The organism is Streptomyces sp. NPDC048521 (assembly GCF_043199855.1).
Taxonomy (GTDB): domain Bacteria; phylum Actinomycetota; class Actinomycetes; order Streptomycetales; family Streptomycetaceae; genus Streptomyces.
The window spans coordinates 519,753-544,219 of sequence record NZ_JBICWR010000002.1 but is presented as its reverse complement, the minus strand read 5'-3'; the positions used below and the strand labels follow the sequence as shown (position 1 = coordinate 544,219).

20 protein-coding genes are annotated in these 24,467 nt (G+C 73.1%); 13 read left to right on the top strand and 7 right to left on the bottom strand.

All coding sequences use genetic code 11. From position 1 onward, the window contains the following. Nucleotides 1-58 precede the first annotated feature (58 nt). The 3 genes from ACGFRF_RS06860 to ACGFRF_RS06850 all read left to right on the top strand — a co-directional run bounded on the left by ACGFRF_RS06860 (nt 59) and on the right by ACGFRF_RS06850 (nt 3,134). Nucleotides 59-622: a PDZ domain-containing protein gene (locus tag ACGFRF_RS06860; protein ID WP_393737531.1), complete on the top strand. Its 564-nt coding sequence runs from the start codon at nt 59-61 to the stop codon at nt 620-622. Nucleotides 623-1,017: 395 nt separating this feature from the next. After that, the gene (locus ACGFRF_RS06855; protein ID WP_393737530.1) at nt 1,018-2,145 is read left to right on the top strand and encodes an aminopeptidase P family protein; all 1,128 of its coding nucleotides are present in this window, start codon (nt 1,018-1,020) and stop codon (nt 2,143-2,145) included. A gap of 53 nt (nt 2,146-2,198) precedes the next feature. After that, the gene (locus ACGFRF_RS06850) at nt 2,199-3,134 is read left to right on the top strand and encodes a phosphotransferase (protein WP_393737529.1); all 936 of its coding nucleotides are present in this window, start codon (nt 2,199-2,201) and stop codon (nt 3,132-3,134) included. Between the two features lie 126 nt (nt 3,135-3,260). Here ACGFRF_RS06850 and treZ read toward each other — a convergent pair whose 3' ends face one another. Further along, nucleotides 3,261-5,006 (bottom strand): malto-oligosyltrehalose trehalohydrolase, encoded by a 1,746-nt coding sequence (gene treZ / locus ACGFRF_RS06845; protein WP_393737528.1) that lies wholly within the window; start codon nt 5,004-5,006, stop codon nt 3,261-3,263. 176 nt (nt 5,007-5,182) lie between these two features. Between treZ and ACGFRF_RS06840 the strand changes: the two genes are divergently transcribed. After that, nucleotides 5,183-5,734, top strand: coding sequence for an FHA domain-containing protein (locus ACGFRF_RS06840; protein WP_393737527.1), 552 nt, complete (start codon nt 5,183-5,185; stop codon nt 5,732-5,734). Nucleotides 5,735-5,953: 219 nt separating this feature from the next. Next, on the top strand, nt 5,954-6,367 hold the full coding sequence (locus ACGFRF_RS06835; RefSeq protein ID WP_393737526.1) for an SSI family serine proteinase inhibitor: 414 nt from the start codon (nt 5,954-5,956) through the stop codon (nt 6,365-6,367). Nucleotides 6,368-6,394: 27 nt separating this feature from the next. Here ACGFRF_RS06835 and ACGFRF_RS06830 read toward each other — a convergent pair whose 3' ends face one another. Together ACGFRF_RS06830 and lpdA are read right to left on the bottom strand one after the other, a co-directional pair. Beyond that, on the bottom strand, nt 6,395-7,645 hold the full coding sequence (locus tag ACGFRF_RS06830) for a M14 family zinc carboxypeptidase (protein ID WP_393737525.1): 1,251 nt from the start codon (nt 7,643-7,645) through the stop codon (nt 6,395-6,397). A 138-nt stretch (nt 7,646-7,783) separates the two neighbouring features. Further along, nucleotides 7,784-9,334, bottom strand: coding sequence for a dihydrolipoyl dehydrogenase (gene lpdA, locus ACGFRF_RS06825; RefSeq protein WP_393737524.1), 1,551 nt, complete (start codon nt 9,332-9,334; stop codon nt 7,784-7,786). Between the two features lie 88 nt (nt 9,335-9,422). Between lpdA and ACGFRF_RS06820 the strand changes: the two genes are divergently transcribed. Further along, complete coding sequence (locus ACGFRF_RS06820) at nt 9,423-10,358, top strand: LysR substrate-binding domain-containing protein (protein WP_393737523.1); 936 nt, start codon at nt 9,423-9,425, stop codon at nt 10,356-10,358. Nucleotides 10,359-10,729: 371 nt separating this feature from the next. Here ACGFRF_RS06820 and treY read toward each other — a convergent pair whose 3' ends face one another. The 3 genes from treY to glgX all read right to left on the bottom strand — a co-directional run bounded on the left by treY (nt 10,730) and on the right by glgX (nt 15,835). Continuing rightward, nucleotides 10,730-13,099, bottom strand: coding sequence for a malto-oligosyltrehalose synthase (gene treY, locus ACGFRF_RS06815; protein ID WP_393737522.1), 2,370 nt, complete (start codon nt 13,097-13,099; stop codon nt 10,730-10,732). Nucleotides 13,100-13,387: 288 nt separating this feature from the next. Beyond that, on the bottom strand, nt 13,388-13,687 hold the full coding sequence (locus ACGFRF_RS06810; RefSeq protein ID WP_393737521.1) for a hypothetical protein: 300 nt from the start codon (nt 13,685-13,687) through the stop codon (nt 13,388-13,390). A gap of 39 nt (nt 13,688-13,726) precedes the next feature. Then, nucleotides 13,727-15,835, bottom strand: coding sequence for a glycogen debranching protein GlgX (gene glgX, locus ACGFRF_RS06805; RefSeq protein WP_393737520.1), 2,109 nt, complete (start codon nt 15,833-15,835; stop codon nt 13,727-13,729). Nucleotides 15,836-16,030: 195 nt separating this feature from the next. Here glgX and ACGFRF_RS06800 point away from each other — a divergent pair, with 195 nt between their 5' ends. From ACGFRF_RS06800 to ACGFRF_RS06785, 4 genes are all read left to right on the top strand, one after another. Next, complete coding sequence (locus tag ACGFRF_RS06800) at nt 16,031-16,846, top strand: Tat pathway signal sequence domain protein (RefSeq protein ID WP_393737519.1); 816 nt, start codon at nt 16,031-16,033, stop codon at nt 16,844-16,846. A gap of 54 nt (nt 16,847-16,900) precedes the next feature. Beyond that, on the top strand, nt 16,901-18,220 hold the full coding sequence (locus ACGFRF_RS06795) for a copper amine oxidase (RefSeq protein ID WP_393737518.1): 1,320 nt from the start codon (nt 16,901-16,903) through the stop codon (nt 18,218-18,220). A gap of 116 nt (nt 18,221-18,336) precedes the next feature. After that, nucleotides 18,337-19,575: an SAV2148 family HEPN domain-containing protein gene (locus tag ACGFRF_RS06790; protein ID WP_393737688.1), complete on the top strand. Its 1,239-nt coding sequence runs from the start codon at nt 18,337-18,339 to the stop codon at nt 19,573-19,575. Between the two features lie 101 nt (nt 19,576-19,676). Continuing rightward, nucleotides 19,677-20,396 carry a 3'-5' exonuclease gene (locus ACGFRF_RS06785; RefSeq protein ID WP_393737517.1) on the top strand — a complete coding sequence of 240 codons (720 nt, stop codon included), beginning with the start codon at nt 19,677-19,679 and terminating at the stop codon, nt 20,394-20,396. 16 nt (nt 20,397-20,412) lie between these two features. Here the strand turns inward: ACGFRF_RS06785 and ACGFRF_RS06780 are convergent, their stop codons facing one another. Then, nucleotides 20,413-21,276, bottom strand: a complete 864-nt coding sequence (locus ACGFRF_RS06780) for a phosphotransferase enzyme family protein (protein ID WP_393737516.1) — start codon at nt 21,274-21,276, stop codon at nt 20,413-20,415. A gap of 165 nt (nt 21,277-21,441) precedes the next feature. Here ACGFRF_RS06780 and ACGFRF_RS06775 point away from each other — a divergent pair, with 165 nt between their 5' ends. From ACGFRF_RS06775 to ACGFRF_RS06765, 3 genes are read left to right on the top strand one after another with little or no spacing between them, the layout of a single operon-like run. Further along, entirely contained in the window at nt 21,442-22,356 is a 915-nt protein-coding gene (locus tag ACGFRF_RS06775; RefSeq protein ID WP_393737515.1) for a carbohydrate ABC transporter permease, read from the top strand. After that, entirely contained in the window at nt 22,353-23,186 is an 834-nt protein-coding gene (locus tag ACGFRF_RS06770; RefSeq protein WP_393737514.1) for a carbohydrate ABC transporter permease, read from the top strand. The genes ACGFRF_RS06775 and ACGFRF_RS06770 overlap by 4 nt, the downstream gene beginning before the upstream one ends. Further along, nucleotides 23,186-24,466 (top strand): ABC transporter substrate-binding protein, encoded by a 1,281-nt coding sequence (locus ACGFRF_RS06765; RefSeq protein WP_393737513.1) that lies wholly within the window; start codon nt 23,186-23,188, stop codon nt 24,464-24,466. The genes ACGFRF_RS06770 and ACGFRF_RS06765 overlap by 1 nt, the downstream gene beginning before the upstream one ends. The last annotated feature ends 1 nt before the right edge of the window (nt 24,467 follow it).

Below are 24,467 nucleotides of genomic sequence, written 5' to 3'. Positions count from 1 at the left end.
TCGTGTCTCGTCGCGGCCCAGTGCCCCGGGTAGAGCACCAGCCGGAGGCGAGCGAACCATGGAACAAACTGCGTTGCGTCCCAAACCGATGCCCGGCCAGGACCGGCGGGAGGGCGGCACCCCCGGCCCGGCCCGCCGCCCGCACGCCGCGCCCCGGCGCGGACGACGGCTACGGACCCTGGTGTTCGGCGTGTGCGCCGGCACCGTGCTGATGCTCACCGGCGTCGGCGTCGGCACCGTCGGCGCCACGGTGATCGGCATGAGCCGACTCGCCGAACTGCAACGCCAGGCCCCGCTGCACGCCCCCTCGACCACGGCCGCCCCCGCCGCCACCCCGAACCCCGCTCCGGCCCGGACCGGGGCGACCCTGGGCATCGAGGCCGTCGACGCCGCGAAGGCGGGCGCGCTGGTGGTCGGCGTACACGTGCCGGGACCGGGCTACACGGCCGGCCTGGTCCGCGGCGACGTCCTGCTCCAGTTCGGCACCGCCCGCGTCGACACCGCCGCCGACCTCGCCCGAGCGGTCGCCCACGCCCAGCCCGGAAAGAGAGTCCTGCTCACCGTGCGTCACAGCACCGGGGGCTACCAGCAGTTGACGGTGGTCCCGGGGGTGGTGACCTGAGAGCGGCCGGCACGCCCTGCCGCTCGTGCGGCCACGTCCCCGTGCGTCGCCCGCGAGGGCGCCGGGCGCGCAGGGGCGCCGGGCGTGCAGGGGCGCCGGGCGTGCGGGGGCCCGATCGTGGGCGCGGCCGCTGCTGGGCGAGCGGGTCGTGGAACCGGCCGTGTGTGCGACAGCCGCCACCCTGGGAAACCCGCTGGTGACCGTTCGCCTCGCACGCCATGATGGCCCCATGCCGAGCGCCATCCCCGCGGGCCCCGGGTCACCGACCCCGCGACTGCCTCGCGGCCGCCGGGCGCACCGGCCCCCGCGACCGGCTCGCGTGGACGTGTCCGGGCGGGCAGGATGCTGCCCGAGACGCCATCGCCCCGTTTCCTCACCCGCGCCCGGAGGCCCGGATGACCGGTAGTACGCCCGCGCCCTTCACCGCCGCCGACTACAGGGCCCGCATGGAGCGTGCCGCCCGCTCGGCGGCCGACGCCGGCCTCGCGGGGCTGCTCGTGGCGCCGGGACCGGACATGGTCTGGCTGACCGGGTACCAACCCACCGCCGTCACCGAACGGCTCACGGTGCTCGTCCTCGCCCCCGGCCACGACCCCGTGCTCGTCGTGCCCACCCTGGAGGCCCCGGACGCCGAGAAGGCGGTCGGCGCCGCCGCGCTGACCCTGCGGGACTGGACCGACGGCAAGGACCCCTACGCCGTCACCGCCGCCCTCCTCGACGCCCGCGGCCGCTTCGGCGTCAGCGACAACACCTGGGCGATGCACCTGCTGGGCCTCCAGCGGGCCCTGCCCGACACCTCCTACGCCGCCCTCACCGACGCCCTGCCCATGCTGCGCGCGGTGAAGGACCCGGCGGAGCTGGAACTCCTGGCAGCCGCGGGCGCGGCTGCCGACGCGACGTTCGAGGAGATCCGGAAGGTCCCGTTCGCCGGCCGCCGCGAGTCCGACGTCGGCCACGACCTCGCCGGCCTGCTGCGCCGCTTCGGCCACTCCCAGGTCGACTTCACCATCGTCGGCTCCGGACCCAACGGCGCCGATCCGCACCACGAGGTCGGCGACCGCGTCATCCGGCACGGCGACATGGTCGTCCTCGACTTCGGCGGCCTGAAGGACGGCTACGGCTCCGACACCACCCGCACCGTCCACGTCGGCGAGCCCACCGACGAGGAGCGCCGGGTGCACGACATCGTGCGCGCCGCCCAGGAGGCGGGCTTCCAGGCCGTACGGCCGGGCGCCGCCTGCCAGGAGGTCGACCGCGCCGCGCGCGCGGTGATCACCGACGCCGGCTACGGCGAGTACTTCATCCACCGCACCGGGCACGGCATCGGCGTCACCACGCACGAGCCGCCGTACATGATCGAGGGCGAGGAACAGCCCCTCGTACCCGGCATGTGCTTCTCCGTGGAGCCCGGCGTCTACCTGCCCGGCCGGTTCGGGGTGCGCATCGAGGACATCGTCACGGTCACCGAGGACGGCGGCCGCCGTTTCAACGACACCACCCGTGAGATGGTCATAGTGGACTGAGAGGCCCAGGAGACACACCCTCGACGACACCCGGAACGGCACACGCGCGACCCATGACCCAGGCACCGACACCCACGGCGGACACCATCCGCAGACTGGTCCGCTCGCTGCTCAAGGAGGGCACCGACGGCACCGGCGGGCCCGCCGTGCGGCCCGTGCGGGAAGGCCGCGAGCACACCTGGTGGGTCGGCACCCGCCATGTGCTGCGCCTCGCACCCGACCGCGAGGCCGCCGTCCGCCGCCGCCGGGAACTGCGGCTGCGCGACCTGGTGCGCCCCCACGTGCCCGTCGCCGTCCCCACCAGCATCGCGCACGGCGACTGGGCGCCCGGCCTCGCCTACACCCTCGACGCCCTGGTGCCCGGCGGCACGGCCGAGGAGCACGACGTCTCCGCCGTCGGCGAGGCCGACCTGGCCGGGCTGCTCACCGGCATGCGCGCGGTGCCCGCACGCCAGGCCGAGGCGATCGGTGTGCCGCGCACCGCCCCGCGCTCCCTGGAGGCGCTGCGCCGGATGGCCGTGCACGCGGCCGAACGGCTCGCCGCGGCCGACGAGTTCGACGCCGCCCGGCTGCATCAGCTCACCCCGCCCGGCGCGGCCCAGCTCGCCGCGCAGCCCGGCACCGCCGTCCTCACCCACCACGGGCTGACCGGCGAGCATGTGGTGGTCAGCGCCGACGGGCGGGTGCGCGGCATCCTGGACTGGACCGAGGCGGCCCTCGGCGACCCCGCCGAGGACATCGCCGGGCTCGCCGTCGCCGTCGGCTCCCCGGCGGCCGTCCGCGCCGCCACCCTGGCCGGCTACGGCCCCCGCCCCTGCCTGCGCGGGCTGTGGCTCGCCCGCTGCGACACCGTCATCCGCCTCACCGACCACCTCGAAGGCCGCGCGGCCGGCTCGGGGGGCCTGTTGCGGACCCAGCTGCGGCGGGCCTGGGAGCCGATCCTGCTGGAGCGGGTGACGGACTTCAAGGAGGACGAAACGGAGCCGTAGCGGCCCGGCAAGGCCGAGCAGGCCGCATCCCAGGTCCTCATGGCCGGTCCGGCCGTACCCAGGGCCTCAGGGCCGGGTAGGCCGGACTCGAGTGACTCAGGGCGGGTCCGGTCGAGCCGGAGGGTCTCAGGGCTGGGTCAATACCACGCAGGACTCCCCGGGGACCAGGAGCAGGCCGTCCGGGCCCGGTGCCTCGACCGGTTCCCAGGCGGCGAGGACCTCCGTGCGGCCGGTGCCCAGCGGGATCGCCGCCGGCTCCTTGCCCAGGTTCACCGCCACCCGCACGTCCCCGCGCCGGAAGGCCAGCCAGCGGGCCTCCTCGTCGTACGCCACCTTCGTGCCGGCGAGATCGGGGTCGGTGAGGTCGGGCTGTTCGTGGCGCAGCGCGATCAGTCGCCGGTACCAGGCCAGCACGCGCGCGTGCGGCTCGCGTTCCGGCTCCGACCAGTCCAGGCAGGACCGCTCCCGGGTCACCGGGTCCTGCGGGTCCGGTACGTCCTCCTCGGCCCAGCCGTGCGCCGCGAACTCCCGCCGCCTGCCCCGCCGTACCGCTTCGGCCAGCTCGGGATCGGTGTGGTCGGTGAAGAACTGCCAGGGCGTGCCCGCGGCCCACTCCTCGCCCATGAACAGCATCGGTGTGAACGGCGCCGTCAGCGTGAGCGTCGCCGCGCAGGCCAGCAGGCCGGGGGAGAGGTGGGCGGCGAGCCGGTCGCCCTGCGCCCGGTTGCCGATCTGGTCGTGGGTCTGGCTGTAGCCGAGCAGCCGGTGCCCGCCCACGCGCGCGCGGTCCAGCGGACGGCCGTGGTGCCGGTTCCGGAAGCTGGAGTACGTGCCGTCGTGGAAATAGCCGCCGGTGAGCGTCTTGGCGAGCGCGGCGAAGGGCGCGCGCGCGAAGTCCGCGTAGTAGCCCTGGGACTCACCGGTCAGCGCGGTGTGCAGGGCGTGGTGGAAGTCGTCGTTCCACTGTGCGTGCAGCCCGAGGCCGTTCTCCGCGCGCGGGGTGATGAACCGCGGGTTGTTCAGGTCGGACTCGGCGATCAGGAACAGCGGCTGCCCCAGTTCCTCGGCGAGGCCGTCCACGGCCGCCGACAGCTCCTCCAGGAAGTGGCACGCGCGCGTGTCGTACAGCGCGTGCACCGCGTCCAGGCGCAGCCCGTCGATGCGGTAGTCCCGCAACCACGCGAGCGCGCTGCCGACGAGGAACGCGCGCACCTCGTCCGAGCCGGGCGCGTCCAGGTTCACGGCCGAGCCCCACGGCGTGTGGTGCGTGTCCGTGAAGTACGGCCCGAACAGCGGAAGGTAGTTGCCGGAGGGCCCCAAGTGGTTGTGCACGACGTCCAGCACGACGCCCAGGCCGAGCGCGTGTGCGCGGTCGACGAACCATTTCAGTGCCTCGGGACCGCCGTACGGCTCGTGCACCGCCCACAGCGATACGCCCTCGTACCCCCAGCCGTGCCGCCCCGGGAACGGGCACAGCGGCATCAACTCCACGTGCGTGACGCCCAGTTCCACCAGATGCTCCAGCCGGGCGGCGGCCGCGTCCAGGGTGCCCTCCCGCGTGTAGGTGCCCACGTGCAGCTCGTAGAGCACCGCGCCCGGCAGCCCGCGCCCCGTCCACCGCGTCCGCCACGCGTACCGCCCGTGGTCCACGACCGCGCTCAGGCCGTCGGGGCCGTCCGGCTGGCGGCGCGAGCGCGGGTCGGGCAGCACCGGACCGTCGTCCAGCGCGAACCCGTACCGGGCCCCGTCCTCCGCCTCCGCCGCGCCCGTCCACCAGCCCTCGCGGTCGGGATCGCGCCTCAACGCGCGTGTGGCGCCCTCGCACTGGAGCGTCACTCGGTCTGCCTGCGGTGCCCACACCTCGAACTGCACGGACGGTTCCCCTTCGTCTGCTCACCGTGATGTCCCGCGTCCCCATCGTGCCGCCCACGCGATCAATCCGCTTTCGAATTCGTCCTTTCCGGGCAGGTGTCGCGGAAGTACGCGCGCCCGGGCACCGGTTCCGCGTCTTCTGGACACCCGGGGTTCACTGCCCGACAATCACCTGCGTGACGTCGTCCTTCGAGTTCTCCACGTACCCCGCGCGGCTGTCCGACGCGGAGCGCGACAAGGCGCTGCAGGTGCTGCGTGACGGCGTCGCCATGGGCCGGCTGTCGCACGACACGTTCGTGCGCCGCATGGAGCTGGCGCTCGCCGCTCGCCGCTCCGACGAGCTGGCCGTCCTCGTCGCCGACCTGCCCCGGGAGAACCGCTTCTCCCGCGCGGTCCTCGGCACCGTCGAGGCCGTCTCCGGTTTCACCGTACGGCTGCGCCGGGCCTGGCAGGCCGAGCGGCTGCCCAAGCTGCTGCTGCCGCATCCGGCGCACGACCAGCCGCTGCGCATCGGCCGCGACCCCGCGAGCGGGCTGCGGCTGAACCACGAGACGGTCTCCCGGGCGCACGCCGAACTCAGCCGCCAGGGCGGCATGTGGGTGCTCAAGGACCTCGGGTCCACCAACGGCACCACCGTCAACGGCCGCCGCGTGATCGGCTCGGTCGTCGTGCGTGAGGGCGACCAGGTCGCCTTCGGCAGGATGGTGTTCCGGCTCGCCACGAGCTGAGACCCGCTGCCGGTCGCGGGATCGGTGGCCGGTCCTGGCATGGGTGACCGGTCGTGGGATCGGTGGCCGGTCGTGGCATCGAGACCCGTCGTGACACCGATCGCCCGTCGTGTCACCGATCGTCCGCCGTTTTCGAACTGGTGCTCGTCACGCGCGGGTACCGTTCCGATCGGGTGAGCCGGACTCCGGAACCCGGACCACCGTGCCGATGCAACGGGCATGACGTACATCACCAGAGCGACAGCGGCGGCCGGCGCCCTGCTGGCGGCAGCCGGCCTCCTCACCGCGGGCCCGGCCCAGGCGGCGATCCGTGACAGCCACCCGGGCAACTGGCTCTACCTGACGGTCACCAAGGGTGACGCCCGGGCCGATGACATCCGCGGCACCCTGCTGCTGTGCGACCCGCCGCGGGGTCACGCGCGCGCGGCCGAGGCCTGCGGCGAACTCGACGGCGTGGACGGCGACATCGGCCGCATCACGGCCAGGAACGGCTTCTGCCCGATGATCTGGGCACCGGTCACCGCCCGCGCGCGCGGGCAGTGGAACGGACGGCCGGTCACGTTCCAGGAGACGTACGCCAGCCGGTGCGTCATGAACGCGCGGACCGGCTCGGTCTTCAGCCTCGACGGCTGAGCGCGCAGGCCGCTGCGCCCCGCGGTCTCACTCCACCTGCTCCCGGGCCTGCTGCGCCGCCACCAGCACGGTCCGGGACTGGTGCTCCACCTGGTGCTCCAACGGCACCCAGCGGGCCCGGAAACGCGCCGCGAAGGCATCGCACCAGGAAGCGACGAGCTGCTCCAGCCGCGGCGCCGCGCGGTCGTCCGCCTCCCGCAGCACCCGCAGCAGCATCGCCGCCGCCCGCAGCGGCAGCCGCCGCCCGAAGGCGTCCACACTGCCGACGTACGCCATCGTCGTGCCGGCCGGTGGCGTGTGGATCCAGTCCTCGGCGAGGCCCGGTATCAGCTCCAGCGCCCATCGCGCGGCCCGCAGCAGCGGCCCGTCGACGCCGTCCAGCCGGGGTAGCGCCTCGGCCAGGATCCGCTCCACCTCCAGCGAGTCCCGCAGCAGCCGCTGGGCCAGCCGCCGCATCGCCGCGGCCGGTGCCGGGTGCGGCGCCGGATCGTCCACCAGGTCGCTCGCCCACATCGGCACCTCCACCACGGCCGTCAGACCGCCGTAGCGGTGCGCGTGGTACCAGGTGCTGTGCCGCGCGTCGTCCGGCATGCTCGGGTAGGCGACCCCCGACTCCGGGCCCGGCATCACATGCACCCCGGGACCGGAGGCCGGCCAGCCCGCGGCGTCCGAGGCGCCCGCCTCCACCGGGATGTGCAGCTCGGCCGCCGACTTGGCGAACGGTTCGGCGAGGCCCGGCACGTCCCGTGTCAACTGCACCCAGCTGCCGCCCAGATCGGTGCCGTGCAGTGTCGCCTGGAGGTACGGGCGGACCTCGTCGATCACCCCGGTCAGGGCCCGGGTCTCGGGCGGCAGCCGGTCCGGCGGCAGCACCGACGGCGACCACTCCGGCTGCTCAGCGCCCGTCGGCCGGTAGAAGCCGAGGTGGTAGTCGAGCAGACTGCGCGGCGCCGGCGTCACGTGCAGACTCGCCCCGTCCGGGTCCGCGCACAGCAGGAAGTGCCAGGACGCCTCGGCCCGCAGCTCCCGTTCGGACAGCACTCGCTCCGCCAGCACCCGCAGGGTGGAGCCGCCCGTCGGCTCGTTGGCGTGCGCACCCGCCACCACCAGCACCGACCGCTCGGCATGCCCCACCGACAGCAGGTGCAAGGGTCTTCCCGCGCGCGAGCGGCCCACCTGGCGCAGCGCACACAGCCCGGGCTCCTGAGCGGCCAACGCCTCTGCGAAGGCGACCAGTTCCGGAACGCTGGGGTAGCGCAGCTCCGGCAGGAGACTCACCCCCGACTCGTTTCCGCCCGGCTTCGCACTCCAAGTCCCGCACGGCAAGGGTGAACTGTCAAGCATGCGGCGGGGCAGTGCCCGGGGCGCCCGGACGCAGTCGCCCGGCGGCCTTCCAGGCCCCTGCGATCCGTGGGCTCACTGCTGGTGCAGACCGCGTCCCGCGAGCGTCAGGAACACCTCGCCCACCGCCTCCGACAGCGTCGGGTGCGCGTGCACGTGCCGGGCCACGTCCGCCGGCTCGGCGTCCCAGCCGACGATCAGCTGGCTCTCGGCGATCATCTCCGACACGTTCGGGCCCACCAGGTGCACGCCCAGCACCTGCCCGCCGCCGGCCTCGGCGACGACCTTCACCAGACCGCCCTGGCCGTGCACCATCCCCTTGGCGACCGCGGTCAGCGGCATCGTGTTGACGTCGACCTCGTGCCCACGCGCGCGTGCCTCCGCCTCGCCCAGCCCTACGGAGGCCGTCTGCGGCGAGGAGTACGTCACCCGGGGCACGGCCGCGTAGTCGACCGGCGCCGACTCCCGTCCGGCCAGCGTCTCGGCCACCAGCAGACCCTCCGCGAACGAGGCGTGCGCCAGGCCCAGCGAGGGCGGCGGCAGCAGATCGCCGACGACATGGATTCCCGGCACGGCCGTCTCCAGCCGCGTCCAGTGCGCCGGTACGACGAAGCCCCGCTCGTCCGTCGCCAGACCGGCCGCCTCCAGGCCCAGGCCCTCGGTGACCGGAGCCCGGCCGACGGCCACCAGCAGCCGTTCCGCCTCCACCGTCCGGGGCTCACCCCGCGCGGTGCGCACACGCGCGCGTACGCCGTCCTCCAGCACCTCCGCGTCCAGCAGCCGCGCCCCCGCCTGCACGTCGATCCCGCGCTTCTTCAGGCCGCGCGTCAGGTGCCGGCTCACCTCGGCGTCCTCCAGCGGCACGATCCGGTCGGCGGCCTCCACCAGGGCGACCTCCGCGCCCATGGACCGGTGGAAGGAGGCGTACTCCACGCCGATCGCACCCCCGCCCAGCACCAGGACGGACCCCGGCAGCCCCGGCGCGAACAGCGCGTCGTCACTGGTCACCACGCGCCGCCCGTCGGGGGCGAGCCCGGGGAGCGTGCGCGGGCGCGAGCCGGTCGCGAGCACGATCCCACGGCGCGCGGTCAGGTCGCGCATCGCGGGCGTGGGACCACCGTGCGCGCCGGGTGCCAGATCGCTGTGCGCGCCGGGTGTGAGATTGCGGTGCGTGCCCGGCGCGGGATCCGTACGCACACCCTCCACGCGCACCGTGCGCGGTCCCGTCAGCCGTGCACTGCCCCGCACCACCCGTACGCCCGCGTGGGCCAGATGCGCTTCCACCCCTTTGTGGTTGCGCGCCACGATGTCGTCCCGCGTGGCCACCAGCGCCGTCCAGTCGACGGACTCCAGCGTGGCCTTCACACCCCAGCGCTCACGGGCCTCCGCGATGCCGTCGACGAGTTCGGCGGCGTGCAGCATCGCCTTGCTCGGAATGCAGCCCCGGTGCAGACAGGTTCCGCCGACCTTGTCGCGTTCGACGAGCACGACGTCGAGGCCGAGGGCGGCGGCGCGCAGGGCGGTGCTGTAGCCGCCCGTGCCCCCGCCGATGACGATGATGTCTGCTGTGTTGACGCTCACTGTGTGGACGCCCGATGGGTTGACGGCTGATGTGTCGATGGTCATGGCATCCACCCTCCGTCCACCCCTTGTCATGAGTCCAAGGCAATGTTCTTGTGGAAGTCATGCAGGACCTTCATGGGAGGGCGGGGAGTTGAGTCTGCGACAGATGGAGTACTTCGTGACGGTCGTCCACGAGGCGTCCTTCACGCGCGCGGCGGACGCCCTGCACGTCACCCAGCCGGCGCTCTCGCACCAGATCAAGGCGCTGGAGAAGTCGGTCGGCGGCGCACTCCTGGAGCGCCTGCCGCGCGGCGTGCGTCTCACCCCCATGGGCCGCGCCTTCCTGCCGCACGCGGAACTCGCCGTCCGCAGTGCCGCACAGGCGCGCCGCGCGGCCCGTGCCACCGCCGGCGCCGAGGGCGGCGAACTGCATGTCGCGGCCCTGCACTCCATCGCCGTCGGCGCCCTGCCCGATGTCTTCGCCCGCTGGCGTACCGCTCACCCCCGGGTCCTGCTCCGCCTGCACGAGTACGCCACCGCCGAGGCCCTGGAGGAGGCCGTGCAGCGTGGCACCGCCGACCTCGCCGTAGGCCCCGAGCCCGCCGGCCGGCCCGGCACCGTCGTACCCATCGGCGAGGAGGAACTCGTCCTCGTGGTGCCGTTCGACGACCGGCTCGCGGGGCGTACGACGGTGACGCTGCCCGAACTCGCCGACCGCCCCTGGATCCGCTGCGCCATGGAACCCGTCGTCCACGGCGCGCGCTTCCTCGACTGGGCCTGCGGCAAGGCCGGGTTCACGCCCCGGACCGCGGCGTGGACCGAGCACACCTCGACGGCCGTGCGGATGGCTGCCGCCGGAGTGGGGGTGTGCGCCGCCCCCGCCCACATCGTGCGCGGCGCCGTGGGCGAGGACTGTGTCGTGCTCAGCCCCGACCCGGCCTGGAAGCGACCCCTGGCCGTCTACGCGCGCGTGCCGCCCACCGGGGCCGCCGAGGCCTTCGTGGACCTCCTGCGCGCCACCTGGCCGACGCTGGGGGCCTCAGGACCGTACGAGGACTGCGAGCCGACCGCCCCACCGGCCAAATGAGCCACCACAGCCCTCCGTAGCCCCCACAGCCCTCCGCGGCCCGCGCACCACAGCCGTGCGCGGCCCCCGCAGCCCTCAGCCTCCTCAGCCCTGCGCGGCCCGCGCATCACAGCCGTGCGTGGCTCCCGTAGCTCTCAGCCTCCTCAGCTCTCCGCGGCCCGCGCATCACAGCCGTGCGCGGCCCCCCGGCAGCCCTCAGCCTCCTCAGCCCGGCGCAGCCCGCGCATCACAGCCCTGCGCAGCCCGCCCACCACAGCCGTGCGCGGCCCCCCGGCAGCCCTCAGCCTCCTCAGCCCGGCGCAGCCCGCGCACCACAGCCCTGCGCAGCGTGCCCACCGCAGCCGTGCGCGGCCCCCGCAGCCTCAGCCTCCTCAGCTCTCCGCGGCCCGCTCCAGGAGCACCACCGGAAGCCGGTCGAAAAGGTCCGCCACGCGTGCGTGGCCGGTGAACTCCCGGCCCGGAGCGAGGACGTCCACCCACCGCCCGGGCGGCAGCGGCAGCCGCGTCTCCCGCCAGCCGCCCGCCTCCGCGAGTCGCAGCGACAGCCGGGTGACCGCGGTGACCACCTCGCCCGAGCGTGCGAACGCCACACAGTGCTCCGCCGCCGGCCCCTCGGCGGACAGCGGCGTGTACGCGGCCGTCGCGCCGAAGGCGCCGGGCCGACGGGCGCGCAGCCGCAGCGCCGCCGCCGTCAGCGCGCCCTTCTCGCCGGGCGCCTCGGGCGGGAACGACACCGGCCGCCGGTTGTCCGGGTCCACCAGCGCCCGGTACTCGCCCTCCGTGCCCTGGTACACGTCCGGCACCCCCGGCATCGTCAGATGGATCAGCGCGGTGCCGAGGACGTTGGCCCGGACATGCGGGTCCAGCACCTTGCGGAACGAGGCCACGCGCTCGCCGGGCGGCCCGCAGGGTCCGGCGGTGACGAAGGCCGCCACCGCCTCCTCGTACGGCGGCTCCTGCTCCGTCCAGCTGGTGTACATGCCCGCCTCGCGCACATGCTTCAGCAGCGCCTCCTGGACCCGCTCCTCCTCGGCCGGACCGAGCCCGAACACCGTCTGCCAGGCGGCCCAGGCCAGCTGCCCGTCCGGTACACCCTCCTCGGGCCGGGTCACCTCGGCGAGCAACTGGGCCCACCGGCCGGGGCATTCGGTGAGCACGGCCAGTGCCGCGCGGACGTCGGCGCTGCGCTTGGTGTCGTGCGTGGAGACGACCGTGCCGGTGCCCGGCCAGTCGCCCTGCACGCGCGCGCAGTACGCGTGGAACTCCTCCAAGGACACGCCTGGCCGGCCCGGCTCGCCGCCCACCTCGGTCGCCGAGAGCAGCGGCACGTAGCGGTAGAACGCCGTGTCCTCCACCGACTTGGCGCGCAACGCCGAGGCGGTCTGCGCGAAACGCGCGCGGAACTCCACCCGGCCGGCGCGGTCCTCGGCGGTCTCGGCGCCGGGCGTCTCGATCAGCAACCGGCGCACGACGTCCACCGCCGCGGCCTCCTCGGGCACCACGAAGGCCAGCCGGGCCTCCGCGGCGGCCTCCTCCGTGACGACGGCGGCCACGTCGCTGGACGCGTACGGCCGGTACACCCGCATCCGGACGAGCAGCTCCTCCAGGGCCGTGCGCAGCGCCCACGGGGCGCGGTCGCGCAGCGAGAGGTCCGGCGAGGAAGCGCACAGCCGGGCGGCGAGCCGGGTGAGCCGGTCGGTCTCGGTGGCCAGCTCGTGGGTGAGCACCTTGTAGGCGGCCCGCCGCACCGTGGCCTCCCAGTTGCCGCCCCGGTCGGTCTGCGGGGCCGCGAACCGCCGGTACGCGCCCAGCAGTTCACGGGCGCCCTCCTGGTCGGTGAACAGGCCGTCGACATGGCGCAGGGCGTCGTAGCCGGTGGTGCCCGCGACCGGCCAGGAGGCCGGCAGGTGCTCGCCGTCGGCGAGGATCTTCTCCACGACCGTCCAGCGCCCGCCGGTCGCCTCGTGCAGCCGAGCGAGGTAGCCGTCGGGGTCGGCGAGCCCGTCGGGATGGTCGATCCGCAGTCCGTCGACCACGCCCTCCGCCAGCAGCTGAAGGATCTTGGCGTGGGTGGCGTCGAACACCTCCGGGTCCTCCACGCGCAACCCGATCAGCTCGGAGATGCTGAAGAACCGCCGGTAGTTCAGCTCGGTGCGGGCCAGCCGCCACCACACCGGGCGGTACCACTGCGCGTCCAGCAGCTCGGGCAGCGGCAGGTGCTCGGTGCCGGCCCGGAGCGGGAAGACGTGCTCGTGGTAGCGGAGCACGTCCCCGGCGACCACGAGGTGCTCCAGCTCCGATCCGATCGGGCCGCCGAGCACCGGCAGCAGCACCCGCCCGCCCTGCGCCGTCCAGTCGATGTCGAACCAGCGCGCGTACGGCGACCCGGGCCCCTCGCGCAGCACTTCCCACAGGGCGCGGTTGTGCCGGGGCGCCATCGCCATGTGGTTCGGCACGATGTCCAGCACCAGGCCGAGGCCGTGCTCCCGCGCGGTCCGTGCCAGCGCGCGCAGCCCCTCCTCCCCGCCGAGTTCCTCGCGCACGCGCGCGTGGTCCACCACGTCGTAACCGTGCGCGGAGCCGGGGACGGCCTCCAGGACGGGGGAGAGGTGCAGGTGTGAGACGCCGAGCGACGCCAGGTACGGTACGGCCGCCGCGGCGGCTGCGAACGGGAACGCGGGCTGCAGCTGCAGCCGGTAGGTGGCCGTGGGCACCTCAGGTCCGGATCGGGCAGAAGTCATGGAAACGTACGTACCCAGACTGCCGTCTTTCGTGTCATCCACCCCCTTACGGACCCACGCACGCGTGCCTGGCGTCGAGTGACGGGGCCACGGGGACGGAGAAGACGGGGCAGGCGTGACCGGCGCGACGGGCGCGGACATGGCGGACGGCGGGGGAGCAGGGGTCGGCCACACGGCGGGCACGGCGGCCACCGCGGCCTGCGCCATCGCCCTGGCGGGTCCGCCCGCTGACGCACCCGCGGCAGCCGAAAACGCCCTCCACGCGCGCGTACGGGCCCGCAGGCCACGTCAGGGCACCGCCGTCAGGGCCGCCAGCCGGCGCAGGCGCAGCAGATACCGCCGTTCCTCCGCGTCGCTGATGCCCGGCAGGACCCGGTCCAGGTCCGCGGCACAGGCGAGCAGGATCCGGTGCCGCTCGGCGTCCAGGCGGCCGCCGTTGTTCCGCCAGACGGACACGCACCCGGCGAGGTACGCGTCCAGCAGCACCAGATCGACGCCCTCCGGTTCCGCACCCCGCAACCCCGCAGGGAAGGCGGCGTCCACGTGGTCCCGCCACAGCACGGCCACGGCGGCCCGCCGGTCACTCATCTGCCCTGCGCCTGTCTCCCGTCCATCCGCCCCACCTCGCTAAGCCGGCCGTTGCAGCACCGTCAGGCTGCGGTCCGGCAGGGTGAGGCGGTCGCCCGCGCCGACCTTGGCCCCGGCTCCGGGCGGTACGCCCTCCGGGCGGGCCGTGTCGACAACGACCTGCCACTGCCGGCCGTGGTCGACCGGCACCAGGAAGTCCAGCGGACCGGGCGAGGCGTTGAACATCAGCAGGAAGGAGTCGTCGGTGATGCGCTCCCCGCGCGGGCCCGGCTCGGAGATGGCGTTGCCGTTGAGGAACACCGTCAGCGCGGACGCCTGCGCCGAATCCCAGTCCCGTTGCGTCATCTCGCTGCCCTCGGGGGTGAACCAGGCGATGTCGGACAGCTCGTCGTGGGTGCCCTCCACCGGACGGCCGTGGAAGAAGCGGCGGCGGCGGAAGACCGGGTGGTCCCGGCGCAGCCACACCATCGCGCGCGTGAACTCCAGCAGGTCCCGGTCGTCCTCGGGCCACTGCACCCAGGACAGCTCGTTGTCCTGGCAGTAGGCGTTGTTGTTGCCGCGCTGGGTGCGGGCGAACTCGTCACCGTGACTGATCATCGGCACGCCCTGGGACAGCATCAGCGTGGCGATGAAGTTCCGCATCTGGCGGGCGCGCAGCCGGAGCACGTCCGGGTCGTCCGTCTCGCCCTCGGCTCCGCAGTTCCAGGACCGGTTGTGGCTCTCGCCGTCCCGGTTGTCCTCGCCGTTGGCCTTGTTGTGCTTGTCGTTGTACGAGACGAGGTCGTGCAGGGTGAACCCGTCGTGGCAGGTGACGAAGTTGATCGAGGCCAGCGGGCGGCGGCCGTCGTCCTGGTAGAGGTCGGAGGAGCCGGTCAGCCGGGAGGCGAACTCCGCGAGCGTCCGCGGCTCGCCCCGCCACAGGTCCCGTACCGTGTCGCGGTACTTGCCGTTCCACTCGGTCCACAGCGGCGGGAAGTTGCCCACCTGGTAGCCGCCCTCGCCCACGTCCCACGGCTCGGCGATCAGCTTCACCTGGGAGACCACGGGATCCTGCTGCACCAGGTCGAAGAACGACGACAGCCGGTCCACCTCGTGGAACTGCCGGGCCAGGGTGGCGGCGAGGTCGAAGCGGAAGCCGTCGACGTGCATCTCGGTGACCCAGTACCGCAGCGAGTCCATGATCAGCTGGAGCACGTGCGGGGACCGCATGAGCAGCGAGTTCCCGGTGCCCGTGGTGTCCATGTAGTAGCGCGGATCGTCCGCGAGCCGGTAGTACGACGGGTTGTCGAGGCCCTTGAAGGACAGCGTCGGGCCCAGATGATTGCCCTCGGCCGTGTGGTTGTAGACGACGTCCAGGATGACCTCGATCCCGGCCTCGTGCAGTGCCCGGACCGCTGACTTGAACTCCAGGACCTGCTGGCCGCGGTCGCCCCAGGAGGCGTACGCGTTGTGCGGGGCGAAGAAGCCGATCGTGTTGTAGCCCCAGTAGTTGTTCAGGCCCATGTCGACGAGCCGGTGGTCGTTCACGAACTGGTGTACGGGCATCAACTCCAGGGCCGTCACCCCGAGCTTGGTCAGGTGTTCGATGATCGCCGGGTGGGCGAGCGCCGCGTACGTGCCGCGCAGCTCCTCCGGAAGTCCCGGGTGCCGCATGGTCAGGCCCTTGACGTGGGCCTCGTAGATCACCGTGTGGTGGTACTCGGTGCGCGGCGGCCGGTCGTCGCCCCAGTCGAAGTACGGGTTGATCACCACCGAGGTCATGGTGTGCGGCGCGGAGTCCAGATCGTTGCGCCGATCGGGTGCGCCGAAGTGGTAGCCGTACACCTCCTCGCCCCACCGGACGGCCCCGCTGATCGCCTTCGCGTACGGGTCGAGCAGCAGCTTCGCCGAGTTGCAGCGCAGGCCGCGCCCGGGGTCGTACGGGCCGTGCACCCGGAACCCGTACCGCTGTCCCGGCATCACGCCCGGCACGTACGCGTGCCGCACGAACGCGTCGCTCTCGCGCAGTTCCACCGCCGTCTCGGAGCCGTCGTCGTGCAGCAGACACAGCTCTACTCGGTTCGCGGCCTCCGTGAAGACCGCGAAGTTGGTCCCGGCACCGTCATAGGTGGCGCCGAGCGGATACGCCTCTCCAGGCCAGACCTGCATGAATACGACTCTCCCAGGTGTGCCGCCCCCCTGGGGCCGCGTTGGCTTCCGAGTCTCCCCGAAAGTGAGGGAACCTCCTCCGACTTACGTCCCTCTTACCCACCGACCAGTGCATGCGGCGGTTCTTGTACCCGCCGTGTGCCGAACCAGTGGGGCACACATACTCCCAACGACCACGGGGAGTAGGGGGAAGACGTGCGCGAGACAGTGCACCGCCATCTGGGAAAAGTGATGGCCGGCGCGGCCGTCGCGGCGGTGGGGACCGCCGCGATGGTCGCGATCACCCTGCCGGGCACGGCGGGGGCGGACGCGTCGGGAGGAACGAGGGGCGGCGGTACCGGGGCCGTGCAGCAGGCCGGGCAGGGCCGGGACACCGTCCCGCCGGGCGTCGTCGAGCAGGCGCCCGCCGAGGGAGCGAAGGGCACCGGCCGGGACCCGCTGACCGACGACGAGGTCCGGCGGGTCGAGAAGCTCGCCCTGAACCGGCAACTGCTGACCACGGGCGAGGACGTCGACGGTGACCGCGGGCCGCAGCGCCTCGGCGTCGACCTCGCCGAACCCGAGGCCGACGAGGCGGACGACCCGGGCGCGCCCCGGCGGGCCGATGTGACCTTCTACGACTACAAGGACGACACGCTCGTCACCAAGACCGTCAACCTGGACACCGGGAAGGTCGAGGAGACCGGCACCCAGCGGGGCGTGCAGCCGCCGCCGAGCCATGCCGAGAACGCCGAGGCGGCCAGGATCCTGCTCGCCGACCCGCTGGGCGCGGGCCTGAGGGCGGACTACAAGGACGCCGTCGGCAAGGAGCTGACCTCGCCGGACCAGCTGCTGCTGAGCGGTGGCGTCTACCGCGCGGTTCCGGGCGCCCAGCCCGCGGTCCTCGACCGGTGCGGGGCGCACCGCTGCGTGCGGCTGTTCACCAAGGTCAGGAACGGGCCGTGGATCGACACCAGGTCCCTGGTGATCGACCTGAGCGCCCGCAAGGTCGCGGCTCTCGACCGCAGCTGACCGGGCTCCGCCCGCCCTTCCCACCCGTACCTCCTGCAAGGGAGTCACCTCCTCATGCCCGAGTACCCGATCAGCCGTGCCCGTAAGGGAGCGGCCGGCGCCCTGGCCCTGGCCGCGCTGGCCGCCGGCGCGACGACCGCCGCGGGGCCGGCCGCCGCCCAGCCGAGCAGGGCCGGCGCGGCCGCCGCCGACTGCAGCGCCGCCTACCGGATCGAACAGAAGCTCTCCACCGGCACGACCTGGCGCATGTGCTGGCGCTACGACAGCAAGGCCGGTCTCGTCCTGGAGAAGATCTCCTACCAGCCCAAGGGCGAGTCCAAGCCGATCAAGGTCCTCAACAGCGCCAGACTCGGCCAGATCCACGTGCCCTACGACGACGGGAAACACGAGTACGACGATCTGACGGGCGAGGACTTCGCCCAGGGGCTGATGAACCTCGCGCCCGGCGAATGCCCCGGCGGCACCGTCAGGACCGTCAAGGTCCCCGATGCCCCCGACCCGGCGCACCCGAACGTCAAGGGCCTGTGCACCACCACCCGCTCGCGCGGCCACGCCTACCGCATGCAGGACACCTTCGACACGGACAAGCTCTACCAGGCCCAGGGCAAGGACTTCCTCGTCTACACGGTCAACCAGGTCGGCTGGTACGAGTACATCACCGAGTGGCGCTTCCAGGACGACGGCACGGTCGGCATGAACGTCGGCGCGACCGGCAGCCTGTCCTGGGACGACTACAACGCCCGCGACGGACGCGGCTGGCCCATCGGCAAGGGGGCCAAGGACTATTCCACCAGCCACAGCCACAACGTCTTCTGGCGGCTCGACTTCGGCCTCGACGGCTCCTCGAACGCGAAGATCGAGCAGTACGACTCGGCCGTCAGCCCGCCCGCCGGCCGGCAGGAGGGCCCGACCACCAGGACCACCCGCACCAAGATCGGCAAGGAACTCGCCGGCGACCACAGGACCTACCGCTGGTGGCGGGTGGTCAGCGCGACCGGCAAGAACAAGGACGGGCACGCCCGTTCGTACGAGATCGTGCCCGGGCCCACGACCAAGTACCTCGGCCGCGGCTTCACCCAGCACGACGTGTACGTCACCGAGTACGACAGGTGCGAGCTGTTCGCCAGCAACAATCCGAAGTGCGCGGACGGTCACCCCAAGTCCGTCGACAAGTGGGTCGACGGCCACACCCTCACCCACCCGGTGGTCTGGATGAACGTCGGCTTCCACCACATCGCCCGGGACGAGGACCAGCAGCCCATGCCCGTGCACTGGCAGGGCCTCGCCATCGCCCCGCGGGACGTCACGGCTATGAATCCGCTCACTCCGCGTGACCTGGCATGGCAGAACGGCCACTGGGAATGGCGTAGTTGAGGGAACCGGCGGAGAAACCGACCTGTCCATCCGGCTGCACCGCCGACCGCTCGCGGAGTACCCTTCCTTGATCGTTGAGACGGGAGAGGCCCGGGGTGGCGGAAGGCGGTGCGCGGGTGGGCTCGGGAGGGCTGGAGCTGCCCCCTGGTGACGAGGGTCACGAGGGGAACTCCACAGACGTCCCGCCCGGCGCGGTGTCCCTGGCCCGGCCGATGGACGCGGGGTCCATCGGGCCGGAGCTGGACTGGGACGCCGACGCCTGGCGCGAGGTGCGTACCCGCGCCCAGCGGGCCGGCCGGGCCTACATCTGGCTGAACCTCGTCGAGCAGCGGCTGCGCGCGGTCGTGGCCGCCGTGCTGCGGCCCATCTACGAACCCGTCCACGGCGACGAATGGGTGGTGGCCGCGGCCGGCCCGGCCGGGCAGGAGTGGGTGCAGCGCGCGGTCGCCGTCCGCGAAGTCAGCCGGCGCAAGGGCTACTTGCTCGACCCCGCCGACGACAACGTGCTCAGCTTCCTCACGCTGCCCCAGCTGCGCGAGCTGGTGGTGCAGCACTGGCCGTGCTTCGAGCCGTACTTCGACGAGCGCCGGGACCTCGAACTCGCTCTGGACGAGCTGGAGGTGACCCGTAACGTCGTCTCCCGCAACCGCGCCCTGTCCGAGGCGGTGCTGAGCCAGGCCGAGCGGGCCTCGGCGCGGCTGCTGGAGATGCTCGGCGCGGGCGGTGACGTGCCCTCGGCGCGCCGGCTGCCCGTGGACGCGGTCGAGGACCTGGTCGGTGACCGGTACGCCGACGTCGTCGCCGTCCACTCCGACCGGGTGCGGCTCATGCGCCAGTTCCCGGCCGAGGACATCTTCGGCGGCGCCCGCCGCCTCGACGCCATCGGCATCGGCCTCAACCTGCTGGTGCAGAACTTCTCCGGGCGCCGGCTGGTCCGGCTCGCCGAGTCCGGCTGCCGGGTGCGGCTGCTCTTCCTCAACCCGGCCTCCAGCTCGGTCAAGCGCCGCGAGCGCGAACTCGGGATGAAACGGGGCGAACTCAGCCGCTCCGTCGAGATGAACATCCTGCACATGCGCCGGGTGCGGTCCCGGCTGCGCGACCCGGGCGCCTTCGAGATCCAGGTGTACGACGAGACGCCCCGCTTCACCGCCTACCTGGTGGACGGCGACGGCGCCGACGGCATCGCCGTGGTGCAGTCCTATCTGCGCGGAGCGCGGGGGATGGAGTCGCCGGTACTGGTGCTGCGCAACGGCAGTCGGCTGGTCAAGTCGGACGACGTGACCGAAGCCGGACTCTTCCCTACATACCGCGAGGAATTCGAGCTGGCCTGGGCGGATTCGCGCCCGGTGTCCTGAACTGTCCCTGAGGGCAAGCGGAACGCGGTCCTCGGATTGTCAGTGCCGCGTGCGATGGTGGAGGCCACTGGGGGAAAGCACCACGAAGAAGGGGGGCCGCCATGGGCTGGCACCGGGAGCTGCTGATCGGCTTCGACCTGGAGACGACCGGGACCGATCCGCGCGAGGCGCGCATCGTCACGGGCGCGGTGATCGAGGTCAGGGCCGGTGAGCCCATGGGACGCCGGGAATGGCTGGCCGATCCGGGCGTGGAGATCCCGGCCGACGCGGTCGCGGTGCACGGCATCAGCAATGAACGCGCGGCGGCCGAGGGCCACCCCGCCGACCAGGTCGCCGACGCCATCGCGGACGTCCTGGTCGCCTACTGGAAGACGGGCGTCCCGGTCGTCGCCTACAACGCGGCCTTCGACCTCACCCTGCTCTCCGCGGAACTGCGACGGTACGCCCTGCCGTCCCTCTCCGACCGGCTCGGCGGCGCCCCCGCCCCGGTCGTCGACCCCTACACCATCGACCGCTGGGTCGACCGCTACCGCCGCGGCAAGCGGAACCTGGAAGCGGTCTGTGCCGAGTACGGCATAGTCCTCGACGCGGCCCACAACGCCTCGGCGGACGCCCTCGCCGCGGCCCGCCTGGCCTCGGCGATAGCCGACCGCCACCCGAAGATCGCCGCACTCGGCGCCGCGGAACTGCACCAGCGCCAGATCCAGTGGTACGCGGAGTGGGCGGCGGACTTCCAGAGTTTCCTGCGCCGGAAGGGAGACGCGGGGGCCGTGGTGGACGGGACGTGGCCACTGCGGCAGCCGGCAGACGAGCGGGTCTGAGCCGGGCGGTACCGGCTCAGAACGGATACCAGCGCACCGTCTCGTCCCCGTCCCGCAGCGACGCCACCCGTCGCCGGAACTCGGCCAGCGCCTTGGGGTTGGACGGCGCGTGCTGGGCCACCCACGCACAGCTGGCCGTCTCCCGGGCGCCCCGCAGTACCGAACAGCCCTCCCACTCCCGCACGTCCCACCCGTACGCCTCGGTGAACGAGTCGTAGGCCTCGGCCGGCAACCCGTACCGGTCGCGGGAGAGGGCCATGACCACCAGGTCGTGCTCGCGCAGGTCGGCGGAGAAGGTCTCCAGGTCGACCAGGACCGGCCCGTCCGGACCGATGTGCACATTGCGGGGCAGCGCGTCGCCATGGATCGGCCCCGGCGCCAGACGCGGCGTCAGCGCGGCCGCGGCCGCCGCGAAGCCGTCCCGGCGCTCCCGCAGGAAGACCGCGTCCGCCGGGTCGATCGCGTCGCCCGCGAGTCGCAGCCAGCGCTCCACACCGCCCAGCAACCGGCGGCGCGGCAACACGAAAGGGGGAGAGGGCAGTGCGTGCACGATCCGCAGCAACCGCGCCAGATCCCGCGGTTCGGCCGGCCGCACCGGATCGGGCAGCCGGTGCCACACGGTCACCGGATGCCCCTCCACCAGCCGCGGCTTCGGCTCCGCCGCCCGCACCGCCGGCACGCCCGCCTCGGCCAGCCAGCCGGCGATGTCCAGCTCACGCCGGGCCCGCTCCAGCAGCTCGGCGTCACGGCCCACCTTCACCACCAGGTCACCGGCGGCGAACACCGCGTTCTCGCCGAGGGCGAGGAGCCGCGCGTCCGCGGCCGGGCCCGGCAGCACCGCCGCCGCGGTCAGTACGTCCCGCGCCCGTGCCTCGTCCATCGTCCGCCTCCGTGCCGTTGTGACCGTCGTGCCGTGCCGTGCGTGTGCAGTCTTCGGCCAGTCTCGCATTCGCACAGGTCGGACGATGTGCGCGGTCCCTTGACGAGGCTGCATGCCTTCACGACCATGAACACGCCAACCGGAGCAGGCAAAGGGGCTGATTCCATGACATCAGTGGCCGAAGCGCGGCGGACGGCCACTCGCGCCACCGGTCGCGAGCGCGGCGTCTGGTTCCTGGTCCTGCCCGCCCTGATCCCCATCCTCGTGCTGAGCGTGGGCCCGCTGCTGTACGGCATCCTGCTGGCGTTCACCGATGCCCAGTCCGGCCGTACCGCGGCCACCCGGTGGATCGGCGCCCTCAACTTCCGGGACCTGCTGCAGGACACCCTCTTCTGGGAGTCGTTCCGGATCGGACTCGTCTGGGCGGTCGGCGTCACCGTGCCCCAGTTCCTGCTGGCGCTCGGCCTCGCCCTCCTGCTCAACCAGGACCTACGCCTGCGTTGGCCGGCCCGCGCCCTCGCGATCGTCCCGTGGGCCATGCCCGAGGTCGTCGTCGGCATCATGTGGCGCCTCGTCTACAACCCGGACGCGGGGGTGCTCAACGAGACCCTGCGCGACCTCGGTCTCGGGGACGGCCGGGACTGGCTGAGCGGCCTGGCCACCGCGCTGCCCGCCGTGATCGTCGTCGGCGTCTGGGCGGGCATGCCGCAGACGACGGTCGCCCTGCTCGCCGGACTGCAGAACACTCCACGGGAACTGCACGAGGCGGCTGCCGTGGACGGCGCGGGCGCCTGGCGCCGCTTCCGCACGGTCACCTGGCCCGCCCTCAGACCGGTCGCCCTCGCCATCACCGCGCTCAACCTGATCTGGAACGTCAACTCCTTCGCTCTGGTGTACGTGCTCACGAGCGGCGGGCCCGGCGGCAAGACCCGGCTGCCCATGCTGTTCGCCTACGAAGAGGCCTTCCGCTACGGCCAGTTCGGCTACGCGGCGGCGATGGGATGCGTGATGGTCGCGGTGATCTCGATCCTGCTCGCGGTGTTCCTGGCCGGGCGGCTGCGGGGAGGCGAGAACGCATGAGGACCCGCCCCGCGGCACGCGCCGGCCAGTACGCCGCCCTGCTCGCCTACCTCGTCTTCCTGGCCTTCCCGTTCCTGTGGCTGCTGTCCACCGCCCTCAAATCCCCACGCGAGCTGGGCAGTCTCCACCCCACCTGGATCCCCCGTCACCCCACCCTGGCCAACGTCCGGCAGGCCTTCGCCGAACAGCCGCTGGCGCACGCCGCCCTCAACTCCCTGCTGGTGGCGCTCGGCACCGCCGTGGTCGCCGTACTCGTCGCGACCCCGATGGCGTACGTCATGGGCCGCCATCGCACCCGGTCGGCCCGGGCCGCCACGGGGTGGGTGGTGGTCAGCCAGGCGTTCCCCTTCGTGCTCGTGATCATCCCGCTGTTCCTGGTGCTGAAGAACCTGCGGCTGATCGACTCCCTGACCGGACTGGTGCTGGTCTACGTGGTGTGGGCGCTGCCGTTCGCGCTGTGGATGCTCGCCGGCCACGTCCGGGCGGTGCCCGCCGAACTGGAGGAGGCGGCGGCCGTCGACGGGGCGGGGCGCCTGCGGACCCTGGTGTCGGTGACGGCGCCGCTCCTCGCGCCGGGGATCGCGGCGACGGCGCTGTTCGCGTTCGTCAGCGCGTGGAACGAGTTCTTCTTCGCGCTGGTGCTGCTCAAGAGCCCCGGGAAACAGACCCTCCCGGTGGTCCTCACCCACTTCATCGGCGCGGAGGGCGTGGCCGACCTCGGTCCGCTGGCCGCGGCCGCGTTCCTGGCCACACTGCCCTCCGTGGCCGTCTTCGCGCTCGTCCAGCGGCGGATCACGAGCGGCCTGCTCGCCGGGGCGGTGAAGAGCTGATGCGGACCAGAACCGCCACGGCACTCGTCGTGCTCCTGCTCCTCCTCGCGGGCTGCTCCTCGGGAGGTCGCACGGACGGCGGCCCGATCACCCTGCGCTTCCAGTCCCTGGCCTGGCAGCAGGAATCCGTCACCGCCAACAAGGACCTGGTGAAGGAGTGGAACGCGACCCACCCCGACATCAGGGTCGAGTACGTCCAGGGCAGTTGGGACAGCGTGCACGACCAGCTGCTCACCTCCTTCGAGGGCGGCGAGGCCCCGGACGTCATCCACGACGCCTCCGACGACCTCGCCGACTTCGCCTACGGCGGCTACCTCGCCGACCTGAGGGGCCTGCTGCCCGCCCGGCTCAGGTCCGACATCCCGCAGAGCAGCTGGGACACGGCCACCTTCGGGCACGGCATCTACGGCGTGCCGTTCCTCCAGGAACCCCGGGTGCTGATCGCCGACGCCACCCGGCTGCGCGCGGCGAAGGTGCGCATACCGACGCCCGGAGCGCCCTGGAGCTGGGCGGAGTTCCGGCAGGTCACCAAGAGGCTCAGCGGGCCCGGGAAGTACGGCGTGGCCTGGCCGCTCAAGGAGCCGGTCTCCGCCACGCTCAACCTGTCCCTGTCGGCGGGCGGCCGGCTCTTCCAGCGGGGCGCGGACGGCAAGGTCTCGGTGCGCTTCACCGCCGGGGACGCGGTCGTGCCCCGCACCGTCCACGACCAGGTCGCCGTCGACCACAGCGCCCCCGCCTCGACGCTCGGCAGCGGCGGCTCGGACACGCTGCCCGGCTTCTTCGGCGGCCGGTACGCGATGGTCCCGCTGGGCTTCTCCTACCGCCAGCAGATCGTCCAGCAGGCCCCCAAGGGCTTCCGCTGGGAGGTGCTGCCCGCCCCGGCGGGTGTCGACGGGCTCACCCAGGGCGTCAGCCCGCAGACCCTCTCCGTCTCCGCCGACTGTCCGCACAAGAAGGAGGCCGCCGCGTTCATCGACTTCCTGCTGCGGCCGAAGAAAATGGTCCGCCTCGCGCTCGGCGACTGGATGCTACCCACCGGCACGCAGGCGCTGAAGGACCCCGCCCTGCACACCACGGAGAACGGCTGGGCCACCGGCACCGCCCTCGCGGCCCGGCTCCGCCCCGCGCCCGCGCAGTCCGTCCGCGGCTACCCGGAATGGAAGGACAAGGTGGCCACCCCGGCCTACCAGGCGTACTACAGCGGCGCGATCGGCCTGGACGAGCTGCGCGAGCGCCTGGAGAAGGCCGGCAACCTGGTGCTGGCCCGCTACCAGCGCTGAT